General features: G+C 42.1%; 20 protein-coding genes and 1 pseudogene. 9 read left to right on the plus strand and 12 right to left on the minus strand.

The features are described from left to right. The first annotated feature begins 112 nt into the window (after window positions 1-112). Window positions 113-2629 (plus strand): Calx-beta domain-containing protein, encoded by a 2517-nt coding sequence (locus tag IM485_RS06285; protein WP_287742004.1) that lies wholly within the window; start codon window positions 113-115, stop codon window positions 2627-2629. Window positions 2630-2806: 177 nt separating this feature from the next. Here IM485_RS06285 and IM485_RS06290 read toward each other — a convergent pair. Beyond that, window positions 2807-2920, minus strand: a pseudogene (locus IM485_RS06290) (zinc ribbon domain-containing protein); the annotation flags it as partial. A 225-nt stretch (window positions 2921-3145) separates the two neighbouring features. On the opposite strand from IM485_RS06290, the gene IM485_RS06295 reads away from it, so the two are divergent. Both IM485_RS06295 and IM485_RS06300 read left to right on the plus strand, forming a co-directional pair. After that, window positions 3146-3409 carry a protein NO VEIN domain-containing protein gene (locus tag IM485_RS06295; protein WP_147071944.1) on the plus strand — a complete coding sequence of 88 codons (264 nt, stop codon included), beginning with the start codon at window positions 3146-3148 and terminating at the stop codon, window positions 3407-3409. Next, window positions 3406-5373 (plus strand): ATP-dependent nuclease, encoded by a 1968-nt coding sequence (locus IM485_RS06300; RefSeq protein ID WP_287742008.1) that lies wholly within the window; start codon window positions 3406-3408, stop codon window positions 5371-5373. The genes IM485_RS06295 and IM485_RS06300 overlap by 4 nt, the downstream gene beginning before the upstream one ends. 212 nt (window positions 5374-5585) lie before the next feature. Here the strand turns inward: IM485_RS06300 and IM485_RS06305 are convergent, their stop codons facing one another. From IM485_RS06305 to IM485_RS06320, 4 genes are all read right to left on the minus strand, one after another. After that, on the minus strand, window positions 5586-7226 hold the full coding sequence (locus tag IM485_RS06305; RefSeq protein ID WP_287742009.1) for a DUF6930 domain-containing protein: 1641 nt from the start codon (window positions 7224-7226) through the stop codon (window positions 5586-5588). 76 nt (window positions 7227-7302) lie between these two features. After that, entirely contained in the window at window positions 7303-9378 is a 2076-nt protein-coding gene (locus IM485_RS06310; protein WP_287742011.1) for a caspase family protein, read from the minus strand. Continuing rightward, on the minus strand, window positions 9375-10544 hold the full coding sequence (sat, locus tag IM485_RS06315; protein WP_002739877.1) for a sulfate adenylyltransferase: 1170 nt from the start codon (window positions 10542-10544) through the stop codon (window positions 9375-9377). Before sat ends, IM485_RS06310 begins: the two co-directional genes overlap by 4 nt. Window positions 10545-10668: 124 nt before the next feature. Then, a complete protein-coding gene (locus IM485_RS06320) occupies window positions 10669-11961 on the minus strand; it encodes a calcium-binding protein (RefSeq protein ID WP_104395821.1) in 1293 nt (430 codons plus the stop codon). Window positions 11962-12695: 734 nt separating this feature from the next. On the opposite strand from IM485_RS06320, the gene IM485_RS06325 reads away from it, so the two are divergent. Both IM485_RS06325 and hppD read left to right on the plus strand, forming a co-directional pair. Further along, complete coding sequence (locus IM485_RS06325; protein WP_104395820.1) at window positions 12696-13400, plus strand: SDR family oxidoreductase; 705 nt, start codon at window positions 12696-12698, stop codon at window positions 13398-13400. Between the two features lie 147 nt (window positions 13401-13547). Further along, window positions 13548-14633 (plus strand): 4-hydroxyphenylpyruvate dioxygenase, encoded by a 1086-nt coding sequence (gene hppD, locus IM485_RS06330; RefSeq protein WP_104395819.1) that lies wholly within the window; start codon window positions 13548-13550, stop codon window positions 14631-14633. Window positions 14634-14664: 31 nt separating this feature from the next. On the opposite strand, the gene IM485_RS06335 is transcribed toward hppD, so the two are convergent. Both IM485_RS06335 and IM485_RS06340 read right to left on the minus strand, forming a co-directional pair. Beyond that, the gene (locus tag IM485_RS06335) at window positions 14665-15201 is read right to left on the minus strand and encodes a retropepsin-like aspartic protease family protein (protein ID WP_104395818.1); all 537 of its coding nucleotides are present in this window, start codon (window positions 15199-15201) and stop codon (window positions 14665-14667) included. An 83-nt stretch (window positions 15202-15284) separates the two neighbouring features. Beyond that, the gene (locus IM485_RS06340; RefSeq protein WP_002803707.1) at window positions 15285-15626 is read right to left on the minus strand and encodes a histidine triad nucleotide-binding protein; all 342 of its coding nucleotides are present in this window, start codon (window positions 15624-15626) and stop codon (window positions 15285-15287) included. 181 nt (window positions 15627-15807) lie between these two features. On the opposite strand from IM485_RS06340, the gene IM485_RS06345 reads away from it, so the two are divergent. Then, a complete protein-coding gene (locus tag IM485_RS06345) occupies window positions 15808-17334 on the plus strand; it encodes a YifB family Mg chelatase-like AAA ATPase (RefSeq protein WP_104395816.1) in 1527 nt (508 codons plus the stop codon). A gap of 498 nt (window positions 17335-17832) precedes the next feature. Here IM485_RS06345 and IM485_RS06350 read toward each other — a convergent pair whose 3' ends face one another. Continuing rightward, window positions 17833-19137, minus strand: a complete 1305-nt coding sequence (locus IM485_RS06350) for a hypothetical protein (protein WP_287742023.1) — start codon at window positions 19135-19137, stop codon at window positions 17833-17835. A gap of 198 nt (window positions 19138-19335) precedes the next feature. Between IM485_RS06350 and IM485_RS06355 the strand changes: the two genes are divergently transcribed. Next, window positions 19336-19764, plus strand: a complete 429-nt coding sequence (locus IM485_RS06355; RefSeq protein WP_002743840.1) for a Tery_1686 family protein — start codon at window positions 19336-19338, stop codon at window positions 19762-19764. Window positions 19765-19838: 74 nt separating this feature from the next. Here the strand turns inward: IM485_RS06355 and IM485_RS06360 are convergent, their stop codons facing one another. From IM485_RS06360 to IM485_RS06375, 4 genes are all read right to left on the minus strand, one after another. Continuing rightward, a complete protein-coding gene (locus IM485_RS06360; RefSeq protein WP_287742024.1) occupies window positions 19839-20405 on the minus strand; it encodes a hypothetical protein in 567 nt (188 codons plus the stop codon). Further along, the gene (locus tag IM485_RS06365; RefSeq protein WP_104395813.1) at window positions 20405-21805 is read right to left on the minus strand and encodes an AAA family ATPase; all 1401 of its coding nucleotides are present in this window, start codon (window positions 21803-21805) and stop codon (window positions 20405-20407) included. Before IM485_RS06365 ends, IM485_RS06360 begins: the two co-directional genes overlap by 1 nt. A 104-nt stretch (window positions 21806-21909) precedes the next feature. Then, window positions 21910-22494: a pseudouridine synthase gene (locus IM485_RS06370; RefSeq protein ID WP_287742025.1), complete on the minus strand. Its 585-nt coding sequence runs from the start codon at window positions 22492-22494 to the stop codon at window positions 21910-21912. A gap of 215 nt (window positions 22495-22709) precedes the next feature. Then, window positions 22710-23498 (minus strand): ABC transporter permease, encoded by a 789-nt coding sequence (locus tag IM485_RS06375; RefSeq protein ID WP_104395812.1) that lies wholly within the window; start codon window positions 23496-23498, stop codon window positions 22710-22712. Between the two features lie 447 nt (window positions 23499-23945). Here IM485_RS06375 and IM485_RS06380 point away from each other — a divergent pair, with 447 nt between their 5' ends. Together IM485_RS06380 and IM485_RS06385 are read left to right on the plus strand one after the other, a co-directional pair. Next, window positions 23946-24509 (plus strand): hypothetical protein, encoded by a 564-nt coding sequence (locus IM485_RS06380; RefSeq protein ID WP_287742027.1) that lies wholly within the window; start codon window positions 23946-23948, stop codon window positions 24507-24509. Window positions 24510-24890: 381 nt separating this feature from the next. Next, window positions 24891-26668: serine/threonine-protein kinase (locus IM485_RS06385; protein ID WP_287742029.1), on the plus strand; the 1778-nt coding region annotated here is incomplete at its 3' end.

Below are 26668 nucleotides of genomic sequence, written 5' to 3' on the forward strand. Positions count from 1 at the left end.
ATTTTCTCTTTCTCGCTCCATACCCCTTTTAATGCTATATATTCTCATTAACCCTTTTAACCTTTGAATTAATTTTAGTTATTATGTACTACTTTAATGGCTTTTTTGATCTGTGACAGTTGAGGGTGCGGAATGTGGGCTACAAGGAACGACCACAGGCACGATTTATACTGCGTTTAATGCCGCATGGTTTGGTGGGTCTAGCTTTGTCGGCACTGACGCTGTTGCTGGTGGCGCTGGCGTGGATTTGATCACTGGCGCTGGTGCTGTAGAGTACATAGAGCAAATTTATCTTCCATGGTGGAGTATTTCCCCGTGGGACACCAGTTTTAATGTTTTCGTTAATGGTACACTCGGCTCTGTTCCGGTTTCTACAGGTCAAGATTTCTCGATCTTTTTTACCTCCCGCCCGGTAGTTGGTCAAGGCCACGGCTGGGGTGATGTGCATCTTTCTACCTTTGATGGCAAACCCTATGATTTGCAAGCAGTTGGAACGTTCATTTATGTCAAGTCTCTAACTGATGATTTTCAAGTGCAAACCGTTCAAAAACCCTGGTACACAGGTGCTCAAGTTTCTGTTAATACAGCGTTTGCGATCAGACTAGACGGCAAAACTTTTGTTTATGATTCAGAGCTTGCCATTGGCCAAGAATTAAAAGTTGATGGAGCAACGTATAATCTAAGCAGTGGCGGCAGTGCATTGTTTGGTAACACGAGAATCCAGCGATCAGGGAATCAGTACACTTTCACCTATGCCGGACTAGACGGTAATTTCTCCACAGCCGAGGACAACGATGTCGTCATCGCCGCGGACAATGGAAGCTACGTTGATGTTTTTGTCAATCCTTCTGATGATCGCGCTGGCTCACTACAAGGGCTTTTAGGTAATGGCGATGGTGATAGCAGCAATGATTTTGCTCTGCGTGATGGCACAGTCTTAGATCCTAATCCCTCTGTTCAAACAATACATACAACGTTTGCCGACAGTTGGCGAGTTGGCAAGGGCGAATCTCTGTTTCAAACAACCACATTTTTGACTACATTGACCAAGTCCACAACTGTATCACCTATAGATATTTCACCTATAGTTATTATAGAGCCTACACCCGATCCCGAACCTATACCTTTTCCCAAGGAGTTTATTTCCTTAGAAACTTTAGCGAAACAAGATGCCAACGCAGTCGCAGACGCTTTCAAAACAGCACGAGAATTTGGTATTGCTGAAGGCGCTTTTTTAAATGGGGCGGCTTTTGATTTTCTGGTGACGGGGGATAAAACCTTCTTGCTGGGAGCAAAGCAGGCAGCGAACTTGGCACTGCAAAGTGAATTTCAAAATGGAGACACAGCAACTCCACTTCAAAGCGCAGCTCCACTTGGAAGCATCGAAGGCAGTAAATGGGAAGATTTAAATGCCAATGGCATCTGGGAGGCAGGTGAAAAAGCCCTAGCCGGTTGGACAATTTACATTGATAGTGTTGCCAATGGAACACTAGATCCTTGGGAACTTTCCACAGTTACTGACGCTAACGGCAAATACAGCTTTACCAACTTGGGACCGGGAGAATATGCCATCCGAGAAGTGAATCAAACAGGCTGGCTCCAAACCTCCCCTAGCACCCCCTACGCTTTGATCTTGAAAGTAGGGGAAAAATTGACTGATGTTAATTTTGGCAACTATCAATTACCCACGATTACACTTAACCCCAGGAGTCAGACCATTGTTGAGGGTTTGACCACTTCTCAAAATGCCCCCTACACCGTCACTCTTTCCCAAGCAAGCAACCAAACCGTCAGCGTTAACTATGCTACTGCTAACGGTACAGCAACCGCGGGATCGGATTACACCGCCATCATTGGAACTCTAACCTTTGCCCCTGGTGTTACTAGTCAAGTCCTCAACATTCCCATTCTCAATGATTCCCTTAATGAAGCAGACGAGACCTTTACTTTAACTCTGTCTTCTCCTACTAATGCTGCTCTTGGTACGCAGACGGCAGCTACCACGACGATAACCGATACTCTCACGGCCGCTGTCACCACGACTTTAGCCGCAAACGTGGAAAATTTGACACTGACGGGAGCAGCCGCCATTAACGGTACTGGTAACGCAGGTAATAACGTGATCACGGGCAACACGGCCAATAACCTTCTCAACGGTTCTGGGGGCAATGATACCCTTAATGGTGGTGCTGGACTCGATACCTTGACGGGGGGAGCAGGAAACGATGTCTTCCTCTTCCAATTTTCCCAATCTACTGTCGCTAACCCTGACCGGATCACTGATTTTGCGATCAACTCCGACAAAATTGATTTGCTCAGTGCCGCAGGAGGTGTGCTGCCTGCCCCCGCTGCCTTTAGTCGTGCTGCCGATTCTGCGGCTACCACTTTAAACGACGTCGTGAATGCTGTTTTTACCGATGCCAATGGTGCCTTAGCTGGAAACCAAGCACTTGGTATTAATGGCGCGGCCCTGGTTCGAGTAACCACTGTTGGGATAGCCGGAACCTATATTATTGTCAATGATAATGTTGCTGGTTTCCAAAATGCCAATGACTTACTGGTTAACGTTACAGGCATTACCGGCACATTACCCACTGGCAATATCCCTGTTTCCAACTTCTTTGTTTAGTAGATTCCTGATCGCGTGACAAGAATCTTCTGAAGCTGGCGTGTTAGGGGTCGGGGATGGAGTCGCCTCCATCCCCCCCCTTCAGAACCGTGCATGAGACTTTCACCTCACAAGGACCCTAGTTTGATTGTTAGGGATACAGCTTGTCTTAGGCACTTGGTTGACATACTCCCACCGTCAAGCTACGCTGTGACGGGGGATTCTTGACCTATCACTATCGGAAATTCCTTGTTCAACGAGACAGCTTAGATTCTCAATGTCTCCACTGAAAACCCAGAGGCCGGACTCTCCCCCCCCCTTGCCCCCCCGACCCCCCCCGACATCGGAGGGACAAGGGGGGGTGGGAGATGCGAGTAGGATGCCTGCCACGAATAAAGAAAAATGCTATCAGCCAATTACTTTGAGAGTTAAGCAGTAAGCGTTGGGGTTGTTGGGTTTCGCTTTTTCAATCGAATTATAGCACTTTTCACGTTAGTGAGGTGTCGACAAGTTTTGCAAACAAAGGGTTTAAGCTCCTTGCCCATACCTCATTCTGATGAAAACTGCTATAGATTTAATTGGGCTAACCTACTTCCCAATTGTGTTAGCATCAGAGATAAGTATAAAACAGCCGAACGATTAAAGCGGGACTATTGGCTCTATGTGGTGTTTAACTGTGGGACAATGTCGGAAGTTTATGTCATTCGAGATGCGGTTACGCTAGGACGGCAACCTGTTACAAGCATTGAACATTATCAGCTTGGACTAGAGGCAATTCTACGGCAGGATGAACGGGAATGAAGATCAGCAAAATTCAGATTAAAAATTTTAAGTCTTTTCAAAATGTTACCGTAGATTTAGATCCTGATTTTAATGTCTTTACTGGGGTTAATAATTCAGGAAAAACCAATTTGCTAGAGGCGATCGCTCTTTGGCATGAGTGTTTTAATAAGCTAATTCGGCAAGCGGGCAAAGGATATAAAGAGTTATACAAAAAAGGTGATTATATTCTCGGTCATACAACAGAAAAATATTTTCCTTACGAAACTATTAAAACGGTTAGAAGTTCAAATATTGACGATATTTTTTATCAACGTGATACAACCGATCCTATTGAATTATCTATTAACTTAAATAAAGTAGATATAAATTTAGAAATTGGTTTTTCTATCAAGACCTCTGGTTTAAATTATGTTATTGAGCTTTTGAGTTATAACCAATATAACTTTAGAGGATTCAATGAGTTTTTTGAAAATTTTCCCAACCCTATTAGTGCATCTTTTGCCTCTCCTGTAGCCACCATCAGAACTGAGGAGAGATTTGTGACTCGTCCACAAATTATTGAATCTATTCAAAAAAGAGAGTCTGTTGAAGTTGTTCGTAATCGTTTATACAATCTTTATTATGATACAACTCGAAATGAAAATCTTTACGATAATTTTATTGGAGATTTATCTTATATTCTCTTTAACAACGAGAAAAGAATTGAGTTTTTTCCTAAAAGTGATATCAAAAAAGATATAAAATCAGTGATTGATTATAAAATTGAGTCACAAGACATTGAGAAAGATATTTCTCTATTGGGAAGTGGAACGTTACAAATTATTGTTATTTTATTGAATCTTTACGCACCAGAAAAAACTAGAGACCTAAACTTAATTTTATTTGATGAGCCTGATAGTCATATTCATCGGGATATTCAAAAACGTTTAATCGATACGGTTCTTAGATTTTCGACAAATACTCAAATCTTTTTAACAACTCATAATGAAAGTTTAATTCGACAGGTTTCTTTACATCAATTATTTCATCTGGAAAATAGACCTCAATATAATTATAATGCTTTATCTCAACAAGAACTTTTCGTAGAGCCACGCTTTAAAGGAATTTATCCCTCTGCGCTAAATCCTATTATTAGTTCTTTAGGGAATAGTAATGGTTTAGATTTTATTAATGCCGTTGAAGCGGATAAAATCATTTTTGTCGAAGGTCAGGATGATGCAAAAGCAATTTATACGTTATTACAAAAGAATACTATTGGTATAAATACAAAAAAATATTCTTTCTGGGTGATGGGCGGAGTCTCTCAAATTTTTAAGGATTTACCTAGTTATAAAAAGATTTTTCAGTTAATTAAAAATCAGCAGAATTTATGGCAAAAATCTGTGTTAATTTTTGATAGAGATTTCTTAAATGACGACCATAAAAATCTAATTATAAATAATTTAAATAATCGGTTTAATTTGCCAACTTATATCCCAAGTGCATATACGTTTGAATCTATTTTATTGACAGATTTTGATAAATTAGGTAGGTTACTTTTTCTGTGGTTAAGTCACCAGCAAAATTCGATTTCAGTGGATGCCGTAAGTCTTGCTCAAGGTCTTCAACAAGCCTATCTGAACTATATGAATCCCAAATTAGAGCAATTACTCAATGATAATGAGGCATTTGAACAAATCATCTATCAATGCCGCTCTATTCGGGATAAGCTTAAGAGTGATGATATGTTGGGTACAAATGATAGGTCAATTCCAGAAAATGATGTTCAATTATCAACTGCTTATCGCAACTATTTCAATCAAATTTTGAATACACGGGATTTTTACAAGTATGCCAAAAAAGATGACGTTCAAGCAATTATCAATCAGGTGATCAGCCCTCATAATATAGCGTTTAATATTGAGCAGGATTTTATTGCTTTATTAGAATGCGTTGATCGCTCAACTTGGTTTGAGGAGTGGGATTTTTTAACGAGATTGTAGAATTTTAACCATGATGACCTACCCTAAACGACTGATCGAAGTTGACCTACCCATTAAGGGAATTTCTGCCCATGCGCGGCGGTAAAAATCGATTCGTCATGGGCATATTTCTACACTTCATAGCGCAGCTTGACGGTGGGAGTATGTCAATGAATTTGCCAAGCAAACTGATTACTGTTCACTGAAAAAAGCTGCGCCGCTGCCGGTTCAAATTAACCGAAGTGAGGCATAAGAGTCAAAACCCCCAAGTCTAAATCTTTACTATCGATCGATTTTGCCTCGTAGAGGGCTAACATATCGTTTAATTGGGGATTACCGCAGGAGGAACCCGTTACCCCCATGGCAATAATCAAACCACAATAACCCTCGGTATTTTTGATGCGTTTTTGCCAATTGCGGCGAGCATTACGGTGGTCGGGATCATCCTGCTCGAATTCCCCAAACAGATAGAGATCACCGTTAGCCATTTTCAGAATCCCCAGATCATAACGGGTATCTTCTAAGGGATCTTCGCCGGGGTTAAAACCAATGGCCGCCAAACCGCCAGCTTGTTCGATTTTTTCGATAATTTCCTTGGCTTTCGGTCGGGAGGTCTGGATCATGACCACGGGGAAACCCTCCCCTTTTGTGGGTACGGATTGGGGTTGATAATGGATTTTCGGACGACTGCGAATTTTATCTAATAATTGCCAGGGAACCATTCCCAGACTCAGATGTGCATTATCAGGGACTAGATTTTCCTTGAGTACGGATTCTTCCTCATCATCCTCCTCATCGTCGTCCTCCTCCTCTAAGAGTTGCATAAATTCCGCACATAGATCGGGCATCGTGGCCACCGTCACGGCCACGGTTTCCCCTTTTGCTTGTTCGGGATCGAGGGGAATGCGAAAACGACGCTGTAATTCTCCGATCGGTTCTTCGGATAAAGCGGATTGATTGCCTTTAAAAAAGCGCAACAGAGCTATTAAAGCTAAATATACCGTGATGGCTTCTTCTTCATCCAAGTAGGGGCGAATACCTTCGTAGGGATGCACGCTGCCGAAAACTGGATGAATCTGGGAAGGGGCAGCCGAGGCCAGATCGTAGTCATCCTCATCATCGTCCTCATCATCATCGGCCAATTCGTAGCTTAAAAACCAACAATCTTGGGAAAGAAAGGCCTTTTCTAATCTTTCCATCGATTTTTCTTCTAAAGCGGACTGCCGGAATTGTTTGAGGGATGCTAGGGAACGATAGAGAATGACTCCGTATTCCCGACCGAGCATTCCCATGACACAGGCGTAAAGATGCGGGAAATCGGGGCGATCAATCTTAATTTCCAAAATATCGTAATCGGCCAAACAGGACCAGGGTTCAGCTTTCCAAATTTCGTGAGCGGTTTTCACTAAAGCGGACTGCCAAGCGGGGGGAATTGCCGGGGGACGATTATTTTGGAATTCGTCGAATCCACGAAAGAGATCATCGATCAGGGGCAAATTGGGGACATAATCGATGGTGATATCGAGATCTTGTAGTACCCCGCGCAGAAAAAACTGTGTTTCTCGATCACGGACGATAATTTTTTTCGGTCTGGCTGGCCGGGCTGGATTTTGGGGTGTTTCGATGGCGCGGATTAAGGTTCTCACCATGGCCTCCGGTCCGGTTTCGGGGGAAACTACTTCCATAGCGCGTACACAGCCCTCGCTACCATCCACCCAGATCACGCACTCGCCACCGCTTTCTTGATTTGGTTCTAGGGTGGCCCGGGGCATTCTCTCCGATAAGGATAAAGCACGACGATCTCCTTCCCAAACACTGGGAATTTGTGGAATTTTTTTGAGACGGCTTTGGGTGGTCCGGGGCAGAAGATTCATCGGGAAATTTAGGGGTAGCTGTGTTAGGATTTTAACCTTTTCTTTTCAAGGATTCCATAAGAATTATTCTATCGATTTAGTCGATAACTTGATAAATAAACCGGAAACCTGACCAAGTTCCCAGATCAAAGGCGTATTCATCAATGACACTGCCAGAATTATCCATTTTTAAGCCTAAATCTAATTTTAGATCGCTCCAGAAAGCTCTGGCTATTTCTAGGGGGTTAGTCAGGGTGAGCAGTTGGCTGGCTTCTCCCTTGAGGCTTTGAGTGGCATTGAGAAGGGTCAAGGTGTTCGGGAAAGGATGGCGACTGAGGATCAGTATATTCTCTCTGATGCCCTTGGGTTGACTAATTTTCCAATGCCCTTGCCCGGAATTGGGGATGGTGGCCTTGGTTTTGGCGGCCACGACAAAGGGGGCTAATGGACTGGAATTGCTGAAATTATCGGGGTTTTCTGAACGGGAACAGTATAAAAGCGGTTGGCGATCGCTGTTGAGGACAAGGATCATTGCGTAGAGGGGTTGTTCTTCTTGATTCTCAATTTGATAGCGAATTTCCGTCCCGACGGGCAGAATTAAGTCATTTTTAGCGGTATTAGTCCCCCTGCTACCCGGGATTTTTTGGGTTTGTACCGTGGAGATATAGGTTTGATCGAGGCTTTCTAGGGTGACAATGACGGCTAAACCGGAGGATTCTTGATTGATCAATAAGTGCCACAATTTGCGGGCCAGCAGGCTTTCTAGTTGCGATTGCAGTCGTTTGATTCCTGATTTAATGGCTTCGTTGGCCGCCCCTAAACTACCGATAATTAGGGAGCCATTGGCAGATAATAACTGATAATTGCCAGTTTCTTCGCTACCAACTCGACTTAAGAGACAATCTACCGTTTGTTCACCAATGTTAACCACGGCGGCCACATCGGGCAAACTGGCAAAGGTACTGGTGGCATCTACCCGTTCAATCCGGGTTAAATTACTATCCAAACCGACGATTAAACCAATTTGACTGGGAAAAACCCGCAATTTTTCCTGTAGAATCTGTCCTATTTCTAGGGAGGCGGTTTGTGATAATAACTGGGCTTTGGCTTTTAAACCCTGACGGGAGAGAATTTGTAGGCTGATTTCCTCCCCAGTCGCCTCAATAAAGCTCAAACAGGAGTTAATCCCGTAATTTTCTAGGATTTCTAAGGGCAGGCCGACCAGATTGACTTCTAGGGTGCGTTCATCAATAAGATTTGTAACAATTGCCGCCCCACCCCTTGACTTTTCTGACGTTGTATGATAGGGCGGGGCAGAATTATTTTTTTGATTACTGGTTAGGATTGCCGGCTGCTGTTGTTCACTGCTGTGACTAGCGACAAGATTACGGAGATGGGGAAAAGCGATCGCAATTGTCGGACTGGGGCAAGCTTGCCAGAGATACTGGGTGAGATCATAGGTGAATAAGCCAGCATTGGGGCTATTACCGCTCAATTCCAGGGCGATTTGCTCCGGTTTAGCGGCAGCGAGAATAACGCCGTTACTAGGCTTATTTTTGAGGTTAAAACGGGTTTTAATATCGGTAGCGAAAGTTAATTCGGCGGGGTTAAGATCAGTCAGGGTTTCGGGATAGGAACGAACGCGAAGATTACCGAGATAGGGCTGAGGTTGGGGGAGATGACTACTATCAAAAACCAAGCTAAACTTATCCGTAGCTAGACAGCGAGCCATCAGCAGAATATTTTCCTTAAGTAAAGCATTTTCTGCCCCATCAGCAGTAATAAAAACCTCTTTTCCGGCCCCAAGACTGCCATAACCGCTAAAGTGAAAAATTACCACATCCCCCGCCCTGGCTTGGGCGATCAGGTGTTCTAAAAAAGCCGATTCGATCGCTTCTCGACTGGCTTTTTGTCCCGTTAAAGTCACTATATCAGCATCCTGAAAGCCAAAACGATAACGGAGAAGGTCTTTTTGTAACTCCACATCGGTAAGACAACCGGGCAGCGGCGGAATATTCGCCCCATACTGGTCAATACCGACTAAAAAAGCTAATTTTCGGGGATTAGGGGCGGCGAGAGCAGCCAAATGACGGTTAACTGTCCCTTGACTAATCGCCAAAGTCAGCAACCCCCAACCTGTCTGCTGGATCAATTCTCGCCTAGTTATGTTCATGATCCTTGCATGGCGCGGATTAATTCGGCAGCCACTTCTGGACGGGAGAATTCTGGAGGTGGTAATTCTCCTTTGCGCAGCAGTTCCCGGACTTTGGTTCCCGAAAGGTGGATTCTTTCTTCCGGTAAACTGGGGCTAGTTTTGGTGGTTGCCATTCCCGAAGTGCGGGTACAGTAGAAAGCGTGTTCAAACTTCATCGGCACGATTCCCAATTCCCCCGGCTCGAACTCATCAAAGATATACTGGGCATCGTAGGTTCCGTAGTAGTCGCCGACTCCGGCATGGTCACGACCGACGATAAAATGGGTACAACCGTAGTTTTTACGGATAATAGCGTGGAAAATTGCTTCCCGGGGGCCGGCGTAACGCATAGCTGAGGGGTTGATAGCTAGAATAACGCGATCTTGGGGAAAGTATTTATCCATCATGATCTCATAGCAACGCATCCGCACATCGGCCGGCACATCATCGCTTTTGGTAGCGCCGACAAGGGGATGCAAGAATAAACCATCTACCACTTCTAGGGCGCATTTTTGAATGTATTCGTGGGCCCGGTGGATGGGATTACGGGTTTGGAAACCGACAATCGTTTTCCAAGCTTTTTCGTGGAACATTTTGCGCGATTGCAGAGGATCGATCTGATATTTGGGAAACTGGGGATGAGGATCGCGCTGAAGTAACCATATTGGACCTGCGAGGTTAATTTCTCCCTGTTCGTAGAGGACTTTTACCCCGGGATGTTTCTGATCGTCGGTACGATAGACGTTAACTGCTTCGTGGGCCTTATTGTAACGGTATTTTTGGGTTAGTTCCAGGACTCCGACAAAGTTGCCTTCGCTGTCATCTAAACGAATCCAGTTGCCTTCTTTGAGAGGATCCGCCACTTCTTCGCTAACGGAAAGAGTCACGGGAATTGCCCAGGGTAAACCATTGATTAGACGCATATCATCGACGACTTTTTCGTAGTCGTCCTGTTCCATAAAGCCTTTGAGGGGACTGAAACCACCAATAGCAATCATAACTAAATCCGAAAGCGCTCGTTCATCTAAGGAAACTCGCGGTAGTTTTTCAGCTAGGGCCAGAAATTCGGCTTTTTCGGCAGCGGTAGCAATACGATTAATTAATTGCCCACCGTGGGGCGCGATTCCTTCGGTCAGTACAGTCATAAAAATTTCTTTACATTGTCACGGTTTATCCTATCAGAAGTTGGTTAAAGCTCTATGGGATTCCAATAAAAAGGCTTGTACTGAAACAGTACAAGCTCTTACCTTAGATTGAAAAATTTAGATATTAGGCAATTACACTGAAGTTGCTTTGGTTAAGTGTAGCCAGACTGGTAGAGGTAGAACTTAAGGTGGCGAGAAGGTTAGCATCTGTACCGAATAGGAGGGTATTAAAAGTATTACTTGTGTACCATACCTGTACCCCTGCAGCCGTGTCAACACTCAAAATTGCCGCACCAAAGAGAGACCCCGCAAAAAATGCCGCACCGGCGGCGACAGACAGGGAGTTACCTTCACCGTAGCGACTAGCGGAGAGGCTACCGAGAGATAATCCCGCAAAACCAGAAGATCTTAAGTTAATTCGATCAATAGAGATGAAATCAGTAATCAAATCTACTCCTTCAAAACGAGAATCGTAGATGAAAGTGTCAGCCCCTGTTCCTCCAGTGAGAGTATCTGCCCCAGCACCACCCACAAGAGTATCGTTACCGCCACTAGCACTGATCAGATCATTTCCGCTACTACCGTTGAGAATGTTGTTTTGAGAATCGCCAATAATTGTATCATTGCCGCTAGTCCCGATGACATCATCAAAATTGAGAAAAGTCCGATTGATGGTGGGAAAAGGACCAAAAACAGAAGCCGCACCCGTGGAGAGATTGATAGAAAGGGAAGCTCCCAACGAAGCAGTGCTGGAATCAATAGTATTACCGCCCACCAGAGGATCGGCAATAATCGTCTCCATACTGATCGTATCATCGACCCCAGCCAAGCCTTTCTCAACGATTCCCGTCGGTTTGACAGTAATCGCTGTTCCTAATCCGCGATAGTCGGCGGTATCATTGCCTGTTCCACCGTTAAGGGTATCGTTTCCTGTCGTGCCGAAAAAGGTGTCATTGCCTCCATTTCCTCGCAAAAGATTATTTTGACTATCACCTTTAATCAAGTCATCTTGATTAGTTCCCGAGACATCATCGAAGTTGATAACAGTAAAGTTTAAAGTACCAAGAAAAGGAACATTTCTGACGGTTAAACGGGAGGTACTGAGATCAACATCGATAAATGAGGGGGCAGCGGCCGTGGAAGCATCGATTAAATTATTACTAGCAAAAGGATTGGCAATAATTCTTTCAACAGAAGTCAGTTGATCAATGCCGAGACTACCTTTCAAGATTCCGCCTGTGGGCAAAATAGTAATACTCTGTGGGAGGAAAAAAAATCTGCGAAGATTGCTGTAGTCAGCAGTGTCAAAACCACTGCCACCATTAAATGTGTCGTTGCCGCGACTACCGATCAAAGTATCGTTAAAACTGGTCCCCACAAAGTTGTCGTTAGATATAGTTCCAGTAAAAGTTGTCATTAGTTACAAACCTCCAATTTGGTCTTTTCAATAAAATGTCAGGCCAATAGTTATAAACATTGACCAAGCTTTTTAAAGCATTTTTGGTTAGGGAAAAATTTGATGATTTTTCACCTTAGCCTTTAGGCAATATCACAACGCCAGAAAACTAGCAATCAAAAGGGATACCATAAGATTCTGTTAAGTAGTTTTCTTAGTCAGTAGTTAGGGGATGAGTCAAAACAACTTAGGACAAATTTTTTCGCCTTCTCGATGAATGCTAAGAAATACTAACTTAATGTTGTGTTTAGTTTTAGGATGTAAACTTATGTTAAGTTGTGTTTCAAATGTTGTCAAACTCTATATAAAGTTTAAATAAGCGGTTTATCGGGGGAAAATTGTTGAACTAGGTTTTTATGTCCAGAATCGTACTTGCCACTGCCAATATCGTTGATTATCATTAGCAAGGAAGAATCCGGTTACTGCGACGAGCTGCTGAAGGCTCAATAGCTACTGACTGGAAGCCTGATATCACGCCGAAGTCTCACCGTCGAAACCTTTTGCTTATCCTGATAAGTAGCCTATACTCAACGAATTTAGTATAATTTACCCGCTAATAGTCCCAGGTCACTCGATCGCATCCATGTTCCTGTCTATCCCCAAACTCCCCAACCCTTAATCAAGGGGTTAGGTCCGGCGATGATTTTCCAGTTGGAACAGTTTACAATAAGATTTGTAAAGAATTATCAATAATTATGAGCGAAAAAGTTGTCCTGATTGTTGGCGCTACAGGGGGTATCGGTGCCGCTTTAGCGCGTAAACTAGCTGTTAATGGTCATAAACTCGTATTAGTGGCCAGAAATGCCGATAATTTATCTAATTTAGCTGGTGAGTTGTCTTGTCCTTCTTTAATTGTGCCGACGGATATCACCAATCCCACTCAGGTGGAAACTTTGATGGCAAAAATTGTCTCCCATTACGGCCGGTTGGATGTGTTGGTTAATGCGGCCGGAGCCGGTGTGATGAAACAATACAATAAAATCACGCCGGAAGATTTAGATAAAATGCTCGACCTCAATCTGAAGGGGAGTTTTTATACCTGTCAGGCTGCCGCTAATGTGATGAAGGAAAATAAGGCTGGTCATATCTGTAATGTGGTGGGAATTTTAGGTAAGCATTCTATGGCTATGGCTGCCGCTTATTGTGCTTCTAAATACGGGGTGGTCGGTTTTAGTAAATGTTTGGCCGATGAGTTAAAACGCTATGGTATTAAAATGACTTTATTCTATTTTGGTGGTGTCGATACTCCTTTTTGGGATCAGGTGAGCTTAAAAGTTGATCGCACTAAGATGTTAACCGCTCAAACCGCCGCCGATGCTATCTATTTTGCCATGAATGCTGAACCCCAAGCCGTTCCCATGGAAATTAATATTCAACCCGATAGTCATCTCTTTTTTTAGTCATCAGGAGTCAGGAGTCAGGAGTCAGGAGATAGGGTTTTAGGGTGTTGGGGTTTTAGTTGAAATTACCCTATCTCCTCACTCCCCCATTTCCCCATTTCCCCACTCCCCACTTACTAACACTCAACCACTTTTTTGACTTTATCTATGTTTGTTGATCATATTCATTTTTATGTAGAATCGGCCAAAAAATGGCGAGATTGGTTGGTGCGGGTGATGGATTTTCAGGCGATCGCTAGTTTAGTTAATCTCCACACGCACACGGAAATAGTTGGCAATGGAATCCAAAAAGATAAAACTAAACAGATTATTTTTATCTTATCTTCTCCCTTAAATTCCCTTAGTCCCGTGGCGGAATTTTTAAGTAAATATCCTGAAGGAGTGGCTGATGTAGCTTTTCAAGTGGAGGATTTAGACAGTTTAGCTAGGAGAATTAAACAGGACATTTTTATTCAGGAAACTGTTTTGGCTAGGGGTAAGATAAAAAGCTGTCAAATCTCTAGCATTGCTGAACTCAAACATACGTTAATTGAAAGGCAGGGAATCACGCCAATTTTAGCCGATCCTAATCTGATTGAGTATGATAGTAGGGAACAAGATAATCAGGATATTCTGGCAATTGATCACTTAGTTTTAAATGTTTTTCAGGGGAATTTAGAGTTAACAGCCAATTGGTATGAGGAAAATCTAGGCTTTAAAAAAAGGCAAACTTTTACTATTAAAACGGAGCGTTCTGGTCTTTATTCTCAGGTACTTGTTCACCCTAAAACTGAATTAAAATTACCGATTAATGAGCCAGACAGTAACAGTTCTCAAATTCAAGAATTTTTGGATATTAATCAAAAATCTGGCATTCAACACATTGCTTTAAAAACAGAAAATATTTTAAGATTAACTCAAAAATTAAAAGAAAGAAAAGTAGAATTTTTATCAGTTCCCAACAGTTATTATCAGCAAATTAACTATCAAAAGAAAGCCTTTAATATTGCTGATTGGGAATGGTTAGAAATTAAAAAACAGGAAATTCTCATCGATTTTGAACAAAATAGTCATTCCCTCCCAGAAAAGCCGACTTTACTGCAAATTTTCACTAAACCAATTTTTTCCCAGCCGACTTTCTTTTTTGAATTAATCGAGCGACGTCATGCCGCTAGAGGTTTTGGAGAAGGCAACTTCCGGGCTTTATTTGAAGCAATCGAACGGGAACAAATACAGCGAGGAACTTTAGATTAGAGTCAGAAAAGCGAGCATTTTTCCCGTCAGACTATGGACGATGACGTAATTCAATCACATCTTTTTTGATCGTGACATCATAGGAACCAAAAAAGGTTTGTCCCAAGAGTCCTAATCCTTCCATTTGGGGAGAAATACCAACAATCTGATTAGATAAAGCCACCTGACCAACTTTAACAGAATTAATGCGACCAAGATAAACCGTAACGACACCGCCGGCGGTATGAGCGAGTACTTCCTTTTCCCGTTTGACTTTCATCGCCTTCGCCATGGCATCGGTGAGGACGATACCACTAGCACCTGTATCAAAAAGCATTTCATAATAGTGACGGTGATTAAAAACTACCATCACCGTGGGAATGCCGTTAACCCGGCGTTGAATCGGTAGCTGATAAACTTGCGGGGAATTTTTCCTATTTCTGGATGAACTGCCACAGAGACGGCTAAGATCTATGTGTTGTCCATCTGCTCTTTGGAGAAAGCATTCCGATTGAGCGAGAGTCGTAGGGGTGAAGGGAAATAACAGCAGGGTGCTGGACAAAGCGATCGCAGAAATAGACCTATTCATGGGTTTAACATCGAGAAGACCGACTCGGAAAAGAACGCTTCTAGCCCTATAATTGCCCAAAAATACGGGAAAATAACAGGAGTTTAACCCGGAGGCCAAGCCATTGGGCGATCGCCTAAGAGATGGACATGAAGATGATCGACGGTTTGACCCCCATGTTCCCCATTATTGATCACTACTCGATAACCTTGACTTAATTTAGCTTCGGCGGCCACTTTTTTAACAGTTAGTAACAAATGTCCCAATAAATCTCGATCGCTGTCGCTGGCTTCCTCTAGTTTCGGAATCGGTTTTTTGGGGATAATGAGGATATGGGTGGGTGCTTGGGGATTAACATCTCGAAAAGCGAGAACCAGATCATCTTCATAGACGATCGAGGCGGGAATTTCTTTCCGGATAATTTTGCTAAAAATAGTCTCGCTCATAGACAAATTGCCTTTTTTTTCAACTATACCATTAAGCTCTCAGCTTTTCTGGCTAGGTTATCCCGAGAAATAGGCTGATTTTCAGGGTAAATTCCCAGATAAAATCATTTTTATGCGGAAAACTAGCCTAACATCCTGTTTCATTTTCCTAAGAACTCACTTTATTTTTACTTGAGCCAAAATGTTAGCAAGGGTTTGGAGTGCGGCAATTATCGGCATCGATGCCATTAAAATCGGGGTAGAGGTGGATGTATCGGGGGGATTACCCGGAATTGCCGTGGTGGGTTTACCCGATACCGCCGTGCAGGAGTCGAAAGAAAGGGTAAAAGCTTCCCTAAAAAATGCCGGATTTGCCTTTCCCATCCGCAAAATTGTCATCAATTTAAGTCCCGCCGATATCCGCAAAGAGGGGCCAATTTATGATTTACCGATTAGTATCGGCATTTTAGGGGCTTCCGAACAGGTAGAAGCCGATTTATTGGGGGATTTTCTCTTTTTAGGTGAATTATCCCTCGATGGTAGTTTGCGTCCCGTGGCGGGGGTTTTACCCATTGCTGCCGCCGCCGAAAAAATGGGGATCAAGGGTTTAGTGGTTCCCGCCGATAATGCCAAAGAAGCGGCTGTGGTTAAAGGCGTACAAGTGTATGGGTTTCGTCATCTATCGGAAGTGGTAAATTTCTTAAATGAACCCGATCGCCATTCACCGATGACTTTTAACGCTGCCGAGGAATTTGGGCGATCGCGAGTAAATCTCCCCGATCTCAAGGATGTTAAAGGTCAAGCAATTGGCCGGCGGGCCCTGGAAATTGCCGCAGCTGGGGGTCATAACCTAATTTTTGTCGGGCCACCGGGCAGCGGTAAAACCATGTTAGCGCGACGTTTACCCGGAATTCTGCCCCAGCTGACCTTTGCCGAATCCCTAGAAGTCTCCCAGATTCATTCCGTCGCCGGATTACTGAAGGATCGAGGTTCTCTGGTGCGCGAGCGTCCTTTTCGCAGTCCCCATCACTCCGCTTCCGGAGCGGCGCTGGTGGGAGGCGGCACTTATCCCCGACCGGGGGAAATCTCCCTTTCCCACCGGGGTATTTTATTTTTAGACGAATTAACGGAATTTAAGCGCAGTGTCTTGGAATATCTTCGGCAACCCCTAGAGGATGGTTATGTGAGCATTTCTCGCACTCGTCTTTCTGTCGCTTTTCCGGCCCGTTTTACCTTGGTGGCCAGTACCAATCCCTGTCCCTGCGGTTATTACGGCGATTCGGTGCAACCTTGCAGCTGTTCCCCGCGACAACGGGAACAGTATTGGGCGAAATTATCGGGACCGCTTTTAGACCGTATTGACCTACAAGTGACGGTAAATCGCCTGAAACCAGAAGAAATGACCCAAGAGAGTCGGGGAGAAGCTTCTGAGCAGGTGCGGCAACGGGTAGAAGGGGCCAGGCAAAAGGCCAGCGATCGCTTTCAGAATACGGGGATTCGCTCTAATGCGGAGATGAATTCCGAGCATTTGCGGCGTTTTTGCGCTCTTGATGATAGCAGTCGCCATATTTTAGAAGGGGCAATCCGAAAATTGGGTTTATCAGCCCGGGCAATGGATCGCATTCTCAAAGTTGCCCGCACCATTGCCGATTTAGGAGATAGTGAAATGCTGAAAAGTTCCCACGTTGCCGAAGCAATTCAGTATCGCACTCTCGATCGTTTAAGTTAGGGTTTGTGGCAAAAAGTTTGTTGCTGGGGTTAGGAGTCGGTCGTCAGGATTCAGGATTCAGGAGTCTGGAGATAGGGTTTTAGGGTTTTAGGGTTTTAGGCTGACAGGGGGACAAGCGAGCTAGAAAACTTGCCAACAAAGGCTTCTGGCTTCTCTCGCTAGAAATAGATCTAGCGATTCTAGGCAAAAAGCTAACGAAAGAATTAGAGATAGGAGCGAGCTTACTAGGAATTATTATTAATAAGTGAGAGATGGTGCGGCGAACTTTTTCGAGCTAAAACCATGAAAAGCTTATGCTATATGGATTTCAGCCTTCTTGTCCCCCTGTCAGGGTTTTAGGGTGTTGGGGTTTTAGTTGAAATTCCCCCAATACCCCACTACTCCACTTCCCCATTTCCCAATTCATAATTCCCCCATTTCCCCACTTCCCCACTTCCCCACTTCCCCATCTCCCTACACCCCACACCCCACACCCCACACCCTCTTTCAAGTCAGGAGTCAGGAATCGGGGGATTCTAAGCGTTTTTGCCATTCTCGATCGATTTTATCCGATCGCTCGATCTCTTGTTCGAGATAGTCTTGATCGGTAGAATAACTAATATCAGCATCTGTAATCACTTTTTGGTCAGCGAATTGACGAGAGTAGGCCAGTTTTTGCTCTAATTCAGGATTATTTTGGGCTAATAGATCTGCTCTTTTTTCTCGCTGTTGATTGCGTTGATTAACTCGCTCATTTCTCCACTGTAAAAAGAAATAACGACCGAGGGGAATCCCCAAAAAAGCACCAGCATAACTGAGGAGAAAACCGTAGATCCCTGTGACTATCGACCCCAGAGAACCGCTCAAATCGACACTATCACTGTTGAGCAAATATCCTAAAACTAAAGCGAGGATAAAGTTAACCACCCCTAAACCTAAAGCTAGGATAATTTGACCACTATCTGCTTCGCTAAACTTCCAGCGTTTTTCCTTTAGATAGGGCGAAACTGTTTGTAATTTTCTCTTTTTAGTTGTCACCTGTAGATCGGGAAAATAATAGATAATATCGCCTCGATCGGACACTTGCGGCAACCCATTAAAGCGGGTTAAAACTGGGAGTATATAATCTTCTGTCTCCTCCTGACTGGGGGTAATACTATCGAGATAGGGGGCAATTTGTGGAGCGATAATCGAGCCACGATTATTTTGAATTACTTTACCGATAACTTGCCAGCGTCTCTCCTCTAAATTAAAATTAGGATCGCCATCGCCAAAAAGAAAAGAAAAAACTGCCTCGAGAAAATTCATCTTACCAGGGGGTTTGTCTGCCTTAACTTCCCGATCTCTTCTTTCGTAGTAGTTATTACCAAAATCGGGATAAAAAATCCAGAAAAAGTCCGTGGGAAAGAAGTTAATATTAATGTTGTTATTTCCAGAATTGTTATCCGAGTCACTATCTTTAAACATTGAAGCTATCAGGATCGCCAGAATAGCAAACAAGAGGATTAAAATCGAAATAATTAAAACAATGCCAAAGGAAATGCGAATAACATAAAAAACTACTTTCCAGATTTTACTCCCGAAAGCTTTTAACTGCAATTGCCAATATTTATTCAGAAGAATCGACCGAAAATTTTCGGGGAAAAGATAGATAATCTCCCCCGTATCTGCTACCTGTAAATGTCCCCCCGCTTCCGCCGCTAAAGCTAATAATCCCTGTTGTGCGGCGTTAATCTCTAAACCCGATTTTGCCGCCACATCACCCACCGTAACCCGATAGCCTAATTTTTCGATCGATTGTAATAGAGACTCTTGGGGATTCATAGAAAATACTGTTCCTGTCGATTATCCTATTTTCTAGTTTAGTTTTGATTTTGTCTTTTTGGCAGCGGCTATCTTGATTGACAGGTGCGGCATTTTGGACTCGATCGAGAAAATATCGTTATAATTGTTCCAATAGTCGCAAAAAGCAGGGCTAAACTGTATAAATAGTTACTTTATAAGCAATTATCAGAGGTGAGCATGAATGCGTCGGAACAGGCAAAAGGATTAGAATTAACGGCGAAGATCGCCACACTCGTCAACCTGTTTAAACAACAATTCCCCGATGCAAAGGCAGATCTGAAACCTTGGCGCAACGATCCCCACACAAGGGAGTTAACGGATCCCGACTCGATCGATATCGCTTTCCATTTTCCCGGTTGGAGTCCCAGAATTCAAGGGCGCAGTATTCTGGTACAAATTCGTTTTCATCTCGATAGCGAGGATCAGCATCAGCGTTTGATTGGCTTAGAAATGCAGGCTTTTAACCATCAAGGAACCGCTTGGCGACTATCTACGGTGGAAAATTGGCAATTAGTCGGCAATTATCAACCTTCTCCTAAGGTGGCTGATAAGTTAAAATATTTCAGCCGGCAGGTGTTTGAAGTTTTTAAAAATGAGCATCGATAAGGCTCTTTCGGCACTCTCGGCAAAAGATCGTTATTCGATCGAGATTAAATCAGTCATAATGTCAAGCTATAGGACTAAATTAATTCTTGAAAGTGCTTCGCTTTAGCGGAAATTTTTAACATTTTTTCTGGTTGATCATGAATCTCATTTTTTTGAGAGGATTTACGGCTGCTGGTGGTTGTTTTAGAAATACTGATATTTTTAATACTAACAAAGCGATATTGATAGTCCTGAAGAAAATCGGGTTGATTCCAAAATAAGCGTCCGATTTCACAACAATAGGAGACAAAGCATTTGGCTCCTTTTAATTGTTTAATTATCGATGAATTAGAATCTCTGCCTTTCTTCATTTCCAGACAAAGGATAACTTTTTCAGAATTGGTATTAGCGATAATTATAAAATCTGCACGCTTACATTCACCTTTATTACCAGTAAAAATTTTGCGGACATCAAAAAACTCATCTAGCTTGATCACAATAACTCGATCGGGTTCAGGCATTCCACTAATCACAAACGAATAGTTATCTTGATTTTCTGTCAGTTTCAGTAAATAAATATCTCGTTTGTACTCTTTTTTATACTCTAACTCTACTATCGCACACTTGCTAATCATTTCTTTGAGGATAGCAATATCAGACATTACTCCTCACCCCAAATAATAGCCGTTTGAATACGATTCATATTTTCGATAGTAGTATCAAAACTACGCGCCTCAATACCCATTTCTGGATCAATTTTAGCGGGGTTTAAAGTGTGAAATTTGGTCTTTCTTTTTTGTCCTTTTAACATCTTTGAATCTTCTTCAGCAATATAGACTTTAACTTGATTAGCCGATAATAATTCCTCTTGTCTATAGCCTTCTTCTGCGGCAATTTGTTTCAGGTGTGGTTGATCATGGTTGAGCATAATTAATGTGTTTATTTCTTTGATAATATAATCACTGTGAGTAGTGATAAAAACTTTAATACCAATGTTGATCAGTCGAGCGAAAAGTTTAGCGATACGGCGTTGATTTTCTGGATGGAGATTTAATTCAGGTTCATCTACTATCAACAAATCTCCGATTTGAGCTTCGTGTCTTAAATAAAAGCCAATGTCTAAAAGAGAACGTACAGCACTAGAACTTTCATCCATCGATAGTCTAAGTCTTTTTCCTTGTCTTTTTACTTTAGGAATGTAATAAAGTTCATCATTGCTAGTAATCATATATTGACCACCAATAATATCTGCAAAATCTTCTAAAATACTGAGATGATTTTCGGCGATAAAGCTAGTTTTTTTGACAATTGTTTCTATTTGTCTAGTAAAATCTACATTTTTTTTGACCGGTAGCGCATAATCCCTAGAAACATTAAATAACAGTTCCCTAGGATTAAAATTGCTATTTTTGCTAATTTCTTCGAGTAAACGATTACGAGCAAAATTTAACTCTTTGCGAAAAATTGCCGCTCCTGTTCTTTCTGCACTGGCAATAAATGGCCTAGGAAAAAACTGAGAGAAAATTATATCTTGTATAATGTTATAAATGATGTCTTCAAGAAAATGCACTGGCAGATTTATTTTTTCTTTTTCTGTTAATAATGTAATGGATAAATAAGGCTCATTTTCATGTTTGCTAATCGAGATAATTTCCGATGTTGCTGTATTAATTTTCTTTTCATACTTATTTTGAAATTGAATATTGTCAAAATTTAATTCTATCTGAAAATCAACATTTTTAAACCTCTCCTCGTTGGCCGCAAAAACTTCAGGTATTTGTCGAACATATCTTTGACAGCCTGTAGTAAGAATACTTTCACACTGTTGAACATACTCCTGTAGATCGAGACTAATTACACCATCAGAAAGTAGTTGCTCAATTTTTTCTTTGAGGCCAAATCTTGGTCCCGTTAATAGTCTTCGCCAAGTGTCTAAAAAACCGAATAAAGCGTAGGTAGCATAAGTTTTACCTGTATTATTACGACCACAGATAATTGTGAGGTCGCCTAGACTGAATTCTGCCTGTTTTAAAATGCCAAGATTTTTAATTTTAACTTTCATATTTGTCTTTCGGTTTAATATTCACGATTATAGATAATTGTGGGTAATTTGATCAAGTCCCAAACTATACATTCAACTTTGATTGTCAAGGTTACTTACAGAAATTATAACCTTTCCAAGGCTTTTCTCTCTTTTTCAGTCACTTCTCGCCATTGACCGGGTTGTAATCCTGTTAAGCATAATTTATTGTTTTTGTCAATAGTAATAGCTGTTCTAATTAATCTTAAAGTGGGATAACCAACGGCAGCCGTCATCCGTCTTACCTGACGATTTCTCCCCTCAGTTAAGGTAATTTCTAACCAAGCGGTGGGAACAGATTTTCGATAACGAATCGCTGGCTCTCTGGGGGGTAAATCCGGTTCAAAATCTAGTAAATTAACTATTGCCGGTCGAGTGCGATAATCCTGTATAGGAAGACCTTGACGCAATTTTTCTAAAGCGTTTAGGTCTGGAATTCTTTCGACTTGTACCCAATAGGTGCGCGGATGAGCAAATTGACGATGACCTAAACGATGCTGTAATTGACCGTTATCTGTGAGTAATAATAATCCCTCACTGTCCCTATCTAAACGACCGACAGAATAGATATTTGGGATGGGAATATAATCTTTTAAAGTCGAGCGACTATTGTCATCAGTAAACTGACATAATACATCGTAGGGTTTATAAAAAAGGATATATTTATTCAAGGGAAAAAGGAGATAAGAGATAGGAGTCAGGAGATAGGAGATAGGAGTCAGGAGATAGGAGTCAGGAGTCAGGAGATAAGTAGTCGTGTAAAATAAATTTCCTAGTGAAGATAGGCAAAAGGCAAGAGGCAAAAGGCAAGAGGTAGTTAGATATGTTTAATTAATTTTGCCTGGGTACTTAACTGATAACTGATAACTGATAACTGATTACTGATTCAATCCCGTTGATGGGAGAATTGATAAGCACCGACAATCGAGAGAAGAATAGCGACGATTAATAAAATGGGGATAGCGAACCAAGGAAATTGATTTATATCGTAGGCTGCGGATCTTAATCCCAGACTAGCATAGGTGAGGGGCAAGGAATAAACAATAATTTTTAATGGCCAGGGTAAGGTTTGGGGATCGAAAAAAGTTGCTCCTAAAAAAGACATCGGCACGATTAAAAAGTTATTATACAGACCGACACTTTCGAGGGATGTAACTCGCAATCCGACAATTGCCCCTAAACCGGCAAAGACGGCACAATTTAAGATTAAAACTAATAAAAAGAGGGGATTGAGAAAACTGACAAATTTTCCTGTAAATAAGATAGCAACGAGAATCACTGATGCAGAAGTCATTACACCGCGCAAAATTCCCGCGAAAACTTTGCCTAAAAATAATGAGAGGGGATGGACGGGAAGTAATAATAATTCCTCGAAGGTTTTACTAAATAAGCGATCGCCACATATCGAAAAGGTGGTTCCCCCGAAACTGATCGCCATTGAGGACAGGGCCACCATTCCGGGTAAAATAAATTCTAGATAAGAATCGCCGAGTGAGGGTTTCATCGAGCGATCGAGGGCGCTTCCCAACCCCAACCCGAAACCGATAATATAGATTAGGGGAGAAACTAAACCTGTGGCGGCGATCTGAAGGACTCTCGCGCGTAAATCTAGCCATTCTCCCCAAAATACGGTTAAAGTGTCTGTTAATATCGTCTGAGCTTGAGCTAGTTTCACTGGTATTTTGGTTAATTAGTAAATACACTTTTAATAATAATTAATAATTGTCCCCTTTTTCAAGAGTGGCTTATCCCAGTTTAGTAAGATGTAGGGTGCGTTAGACGGCGACAATCTTTGTTTAAACTTGAATCTAACAATCCGTCGTAACGCACCACACCTATCATTAATTTAATTTGGTGCGTTACTATCGAAGGGCGCACCCTACTACTACTGAATGGTTACGATTGATTTTGGTGAAGATGATCATAACACATGAAAAAATATTGAGTAAGATGCTTAATGCTTAGGGAGCATCTCACCTTTGTAACCCCTAAATCAGGTTTTATGTCAAGCTATTTTAAAAGCCTTGCCAGAAACCAGTTTTAGGGACAAGTATAATTACTCACTTGCATAAATGAGATGCTCCCGATGCTTAGATGCTTAGGAAATTTTGGTAACTAAATTATGCCACCTGAAATCACACCGTCCCCTGATCCGAACAACGAGCCAATACTTGGTTCAATGGAGCCTATCTCTGTAGAACCTGTCTCTAACGAAGGACAAATCGTGCCAGCCTGTCCTAATGAGGGTAATGAAGGACAAATCGTATTAGCATCCGAAGAAGAAAAGAAAAAGTTGGTGACTCAAGTTAACACTTTTAGAACAGGTACGATTATCAATAGGAAAAATATTAATCAAGGCTGGAAAGTAGGCCTAACGGTATCTGGCTTGACTTTAACTGCAATAACTAGCATTTTAGGGGTCGTCAACATTGGTGACTCTTTTTGGAAAAACATTATGGCTATAGGTATAGGGGTTACTGGTGCTGGCGCGGTAGCGACTCAATCAGCGGGGAAAGAGGTTGGAGTAAAACGTAAAGCTGGACTTTACTTTGTTGTTGATGCTGAGTTAGTTATCCTAGAAGATAAAATTCCAAGGGTTAAATATCAAGAAGAATTGGAGGTTCTTAGAGCAAAATATTACGAGCAAGTAAGAGAAGCTGCTAAGATTGAAGCAACAGAAGAGTAGTGTCTTCAGGCAGAACTCAGTTTGCTCATAATCGTTCAGGGGATGGGTTGTCAAGCAGAGTAAAATGTAGTGGACTGTTTCAACTGAAATAGGGCAATAGATTTCGGCTTAAAGTCTTAGATTATAGAATTTATAGCATTTTTCTAATACACCAAATTAGCTGAAACAGTGCAGTAGGGTGCGTTAGACGGCGACAATCTCTGCTTAAACTTGAATCTAACAATCCGTCGTAACGCACCACACCTAGGATTAATTTAATTTGGTGCGTTACGCTATCGCTAACGCACCCTACTACTACTACTGACTTATGATAAAATGCCTTCAAAGACAGGTAAGGGAAAACTTGCAATTATTCACCCAATAAAATAACTGATAGCCGAGATGAAACCCTGTTACTGCATTAATCCCAATTGTTATCAACCAGACCATCCGAGTAATAATAACTCGAATACTCGTTACTGTCAAAGTTGCGGCTCTGAGTTGTTGTTAAATGGTCAATATAGGGTGAGTCGGTTATTGAGTGATACGACCGGTTTTGGGGTTGTTTATGAGGCTTTTGAGGGTTTTACAGCCAAAATCCTCAAGGTCTTACAAGAAAAATGGAATAATGAACCGAAGGCAGTGGAATTATTTAAACGAGAATATGACGTTTTATTAGAGTTAAGTCGTCAAAATGTCACCGGTGTTCCTCGCGCAGATGCCTATTTTCAATATTCCACGAGGGAGGGGAAAATATTACACTGTTTAGTTATGGAAAAAGTGGAGGGGATTAATTTAGAACAGTGGCTAAAGCAGTATGATAAATTAAGTCAAAAACGGGCTTTTAAATGGCTGAGAGAAATTACTTTAATTCTCGATAAAATTCATCAACAGAATTGGCTGCATCGAGATATTAAACCCCCTAATATTATGCTGCGGAATAGTGGCGAGTTGGTGTTAATTGATTTTGGCACAGCAAGGGAAGAAACCCAAACCTATCATCAAAAGGTAAAAGGTCAACAGGTAACAGGTATTACCTCAGCTGGATATACACCCAATGAACAACAACATGGTCAAGCAGTGATTCAATCAGACTTTCATGCTTTAGGACGAACTTTTGTGCATTTATTAACCGGAAAACATCCTTTAGAAATTTATGATGCGGTTAATGATGTTTTATCTTGGCGAGAAGAAACGGAAAATATTCACCCGTTATTGTTGGATTTTATTGACGAGTTAATGGGAAGATTGCCCAAGAATAGACCGGCTAATACTAGGGTAATTTTACAGCGTTTGGATGAGATTGAACGGCAATTAAAGTTACCTCCTATAACTCCTAATAGACCATCTCCACCAGCACCAAATCCGCAGCCTGTTGTAACTCAAAAACAATCGCCAGTTATTCCTAAGATTAATCCTTCTCCGCCAGTTTCACCCTTACCTGTACCCAAAAAAACACCAGCACAACCGGTTAAAAAGAATAATCTGAGAAGTGGATTAATTGCGATTGGTGGAGTTTTCTTATTAGGAGTCGGAATAATGCAAGGTTATGGTTATTTAAAATATAAAAATTTTCCTGCTAGTCCTCAATTTTTGATTTCTGGTTTAGTAGATAATCCATCTCTTTATAAAACCCTCACTGGTCATTATGGTAGTGTTTATTCAGTAGTATATAGTCCCGATGGCCGCTATTTAGCTAGTGGGAGTTATGACAAGACTATCAAAATTTGGGAAGTAGCGACCGGAAAACAATTGCGTACTCTTACTGGTCATCGTTACCCAGTTCACTCAGTAGTATATAGTCCCGATGGCCGCTATTTAGCTAGTGGTAGTTGGCACAAAACTATCAAAATTTGGGAGGTAGCAAAGGGAAAAGAACTGCGTACTCTTACTGGTCATTCTGACTTGGTTTGGTCAGTAGTATATAGTCCCGATGGCCGCTATTTAGCTAGTGGTAGTGTTGACAAAACTATCAAAATTTGGGAGGTGGCAACGGGAAAAGAATTGCGTACCCTTAACGGTCATTCTGACTGGGTTGAGTCAGTGGTATATAGTCCCGATGGCCGCTATTTAGCTAGTGGTAGTGTTGACAAAACTATCAAAATTTGGGAGGTAGCAACGGGAAAAGAATTGCGTACCCTTACTGGTCATTCTGGTAGTGTTTGGTCAGTGGTATATAG

Source organism: Microcystis sp. M169S2, assembly GCF_020245865.1.
Lineage (GTDB): Bacteria > Cyanobacteriota > Cyanobacteriia > Cyanobacteriales > Microcystaceae > Microcystis > Microcystis ichthyoblabe_A.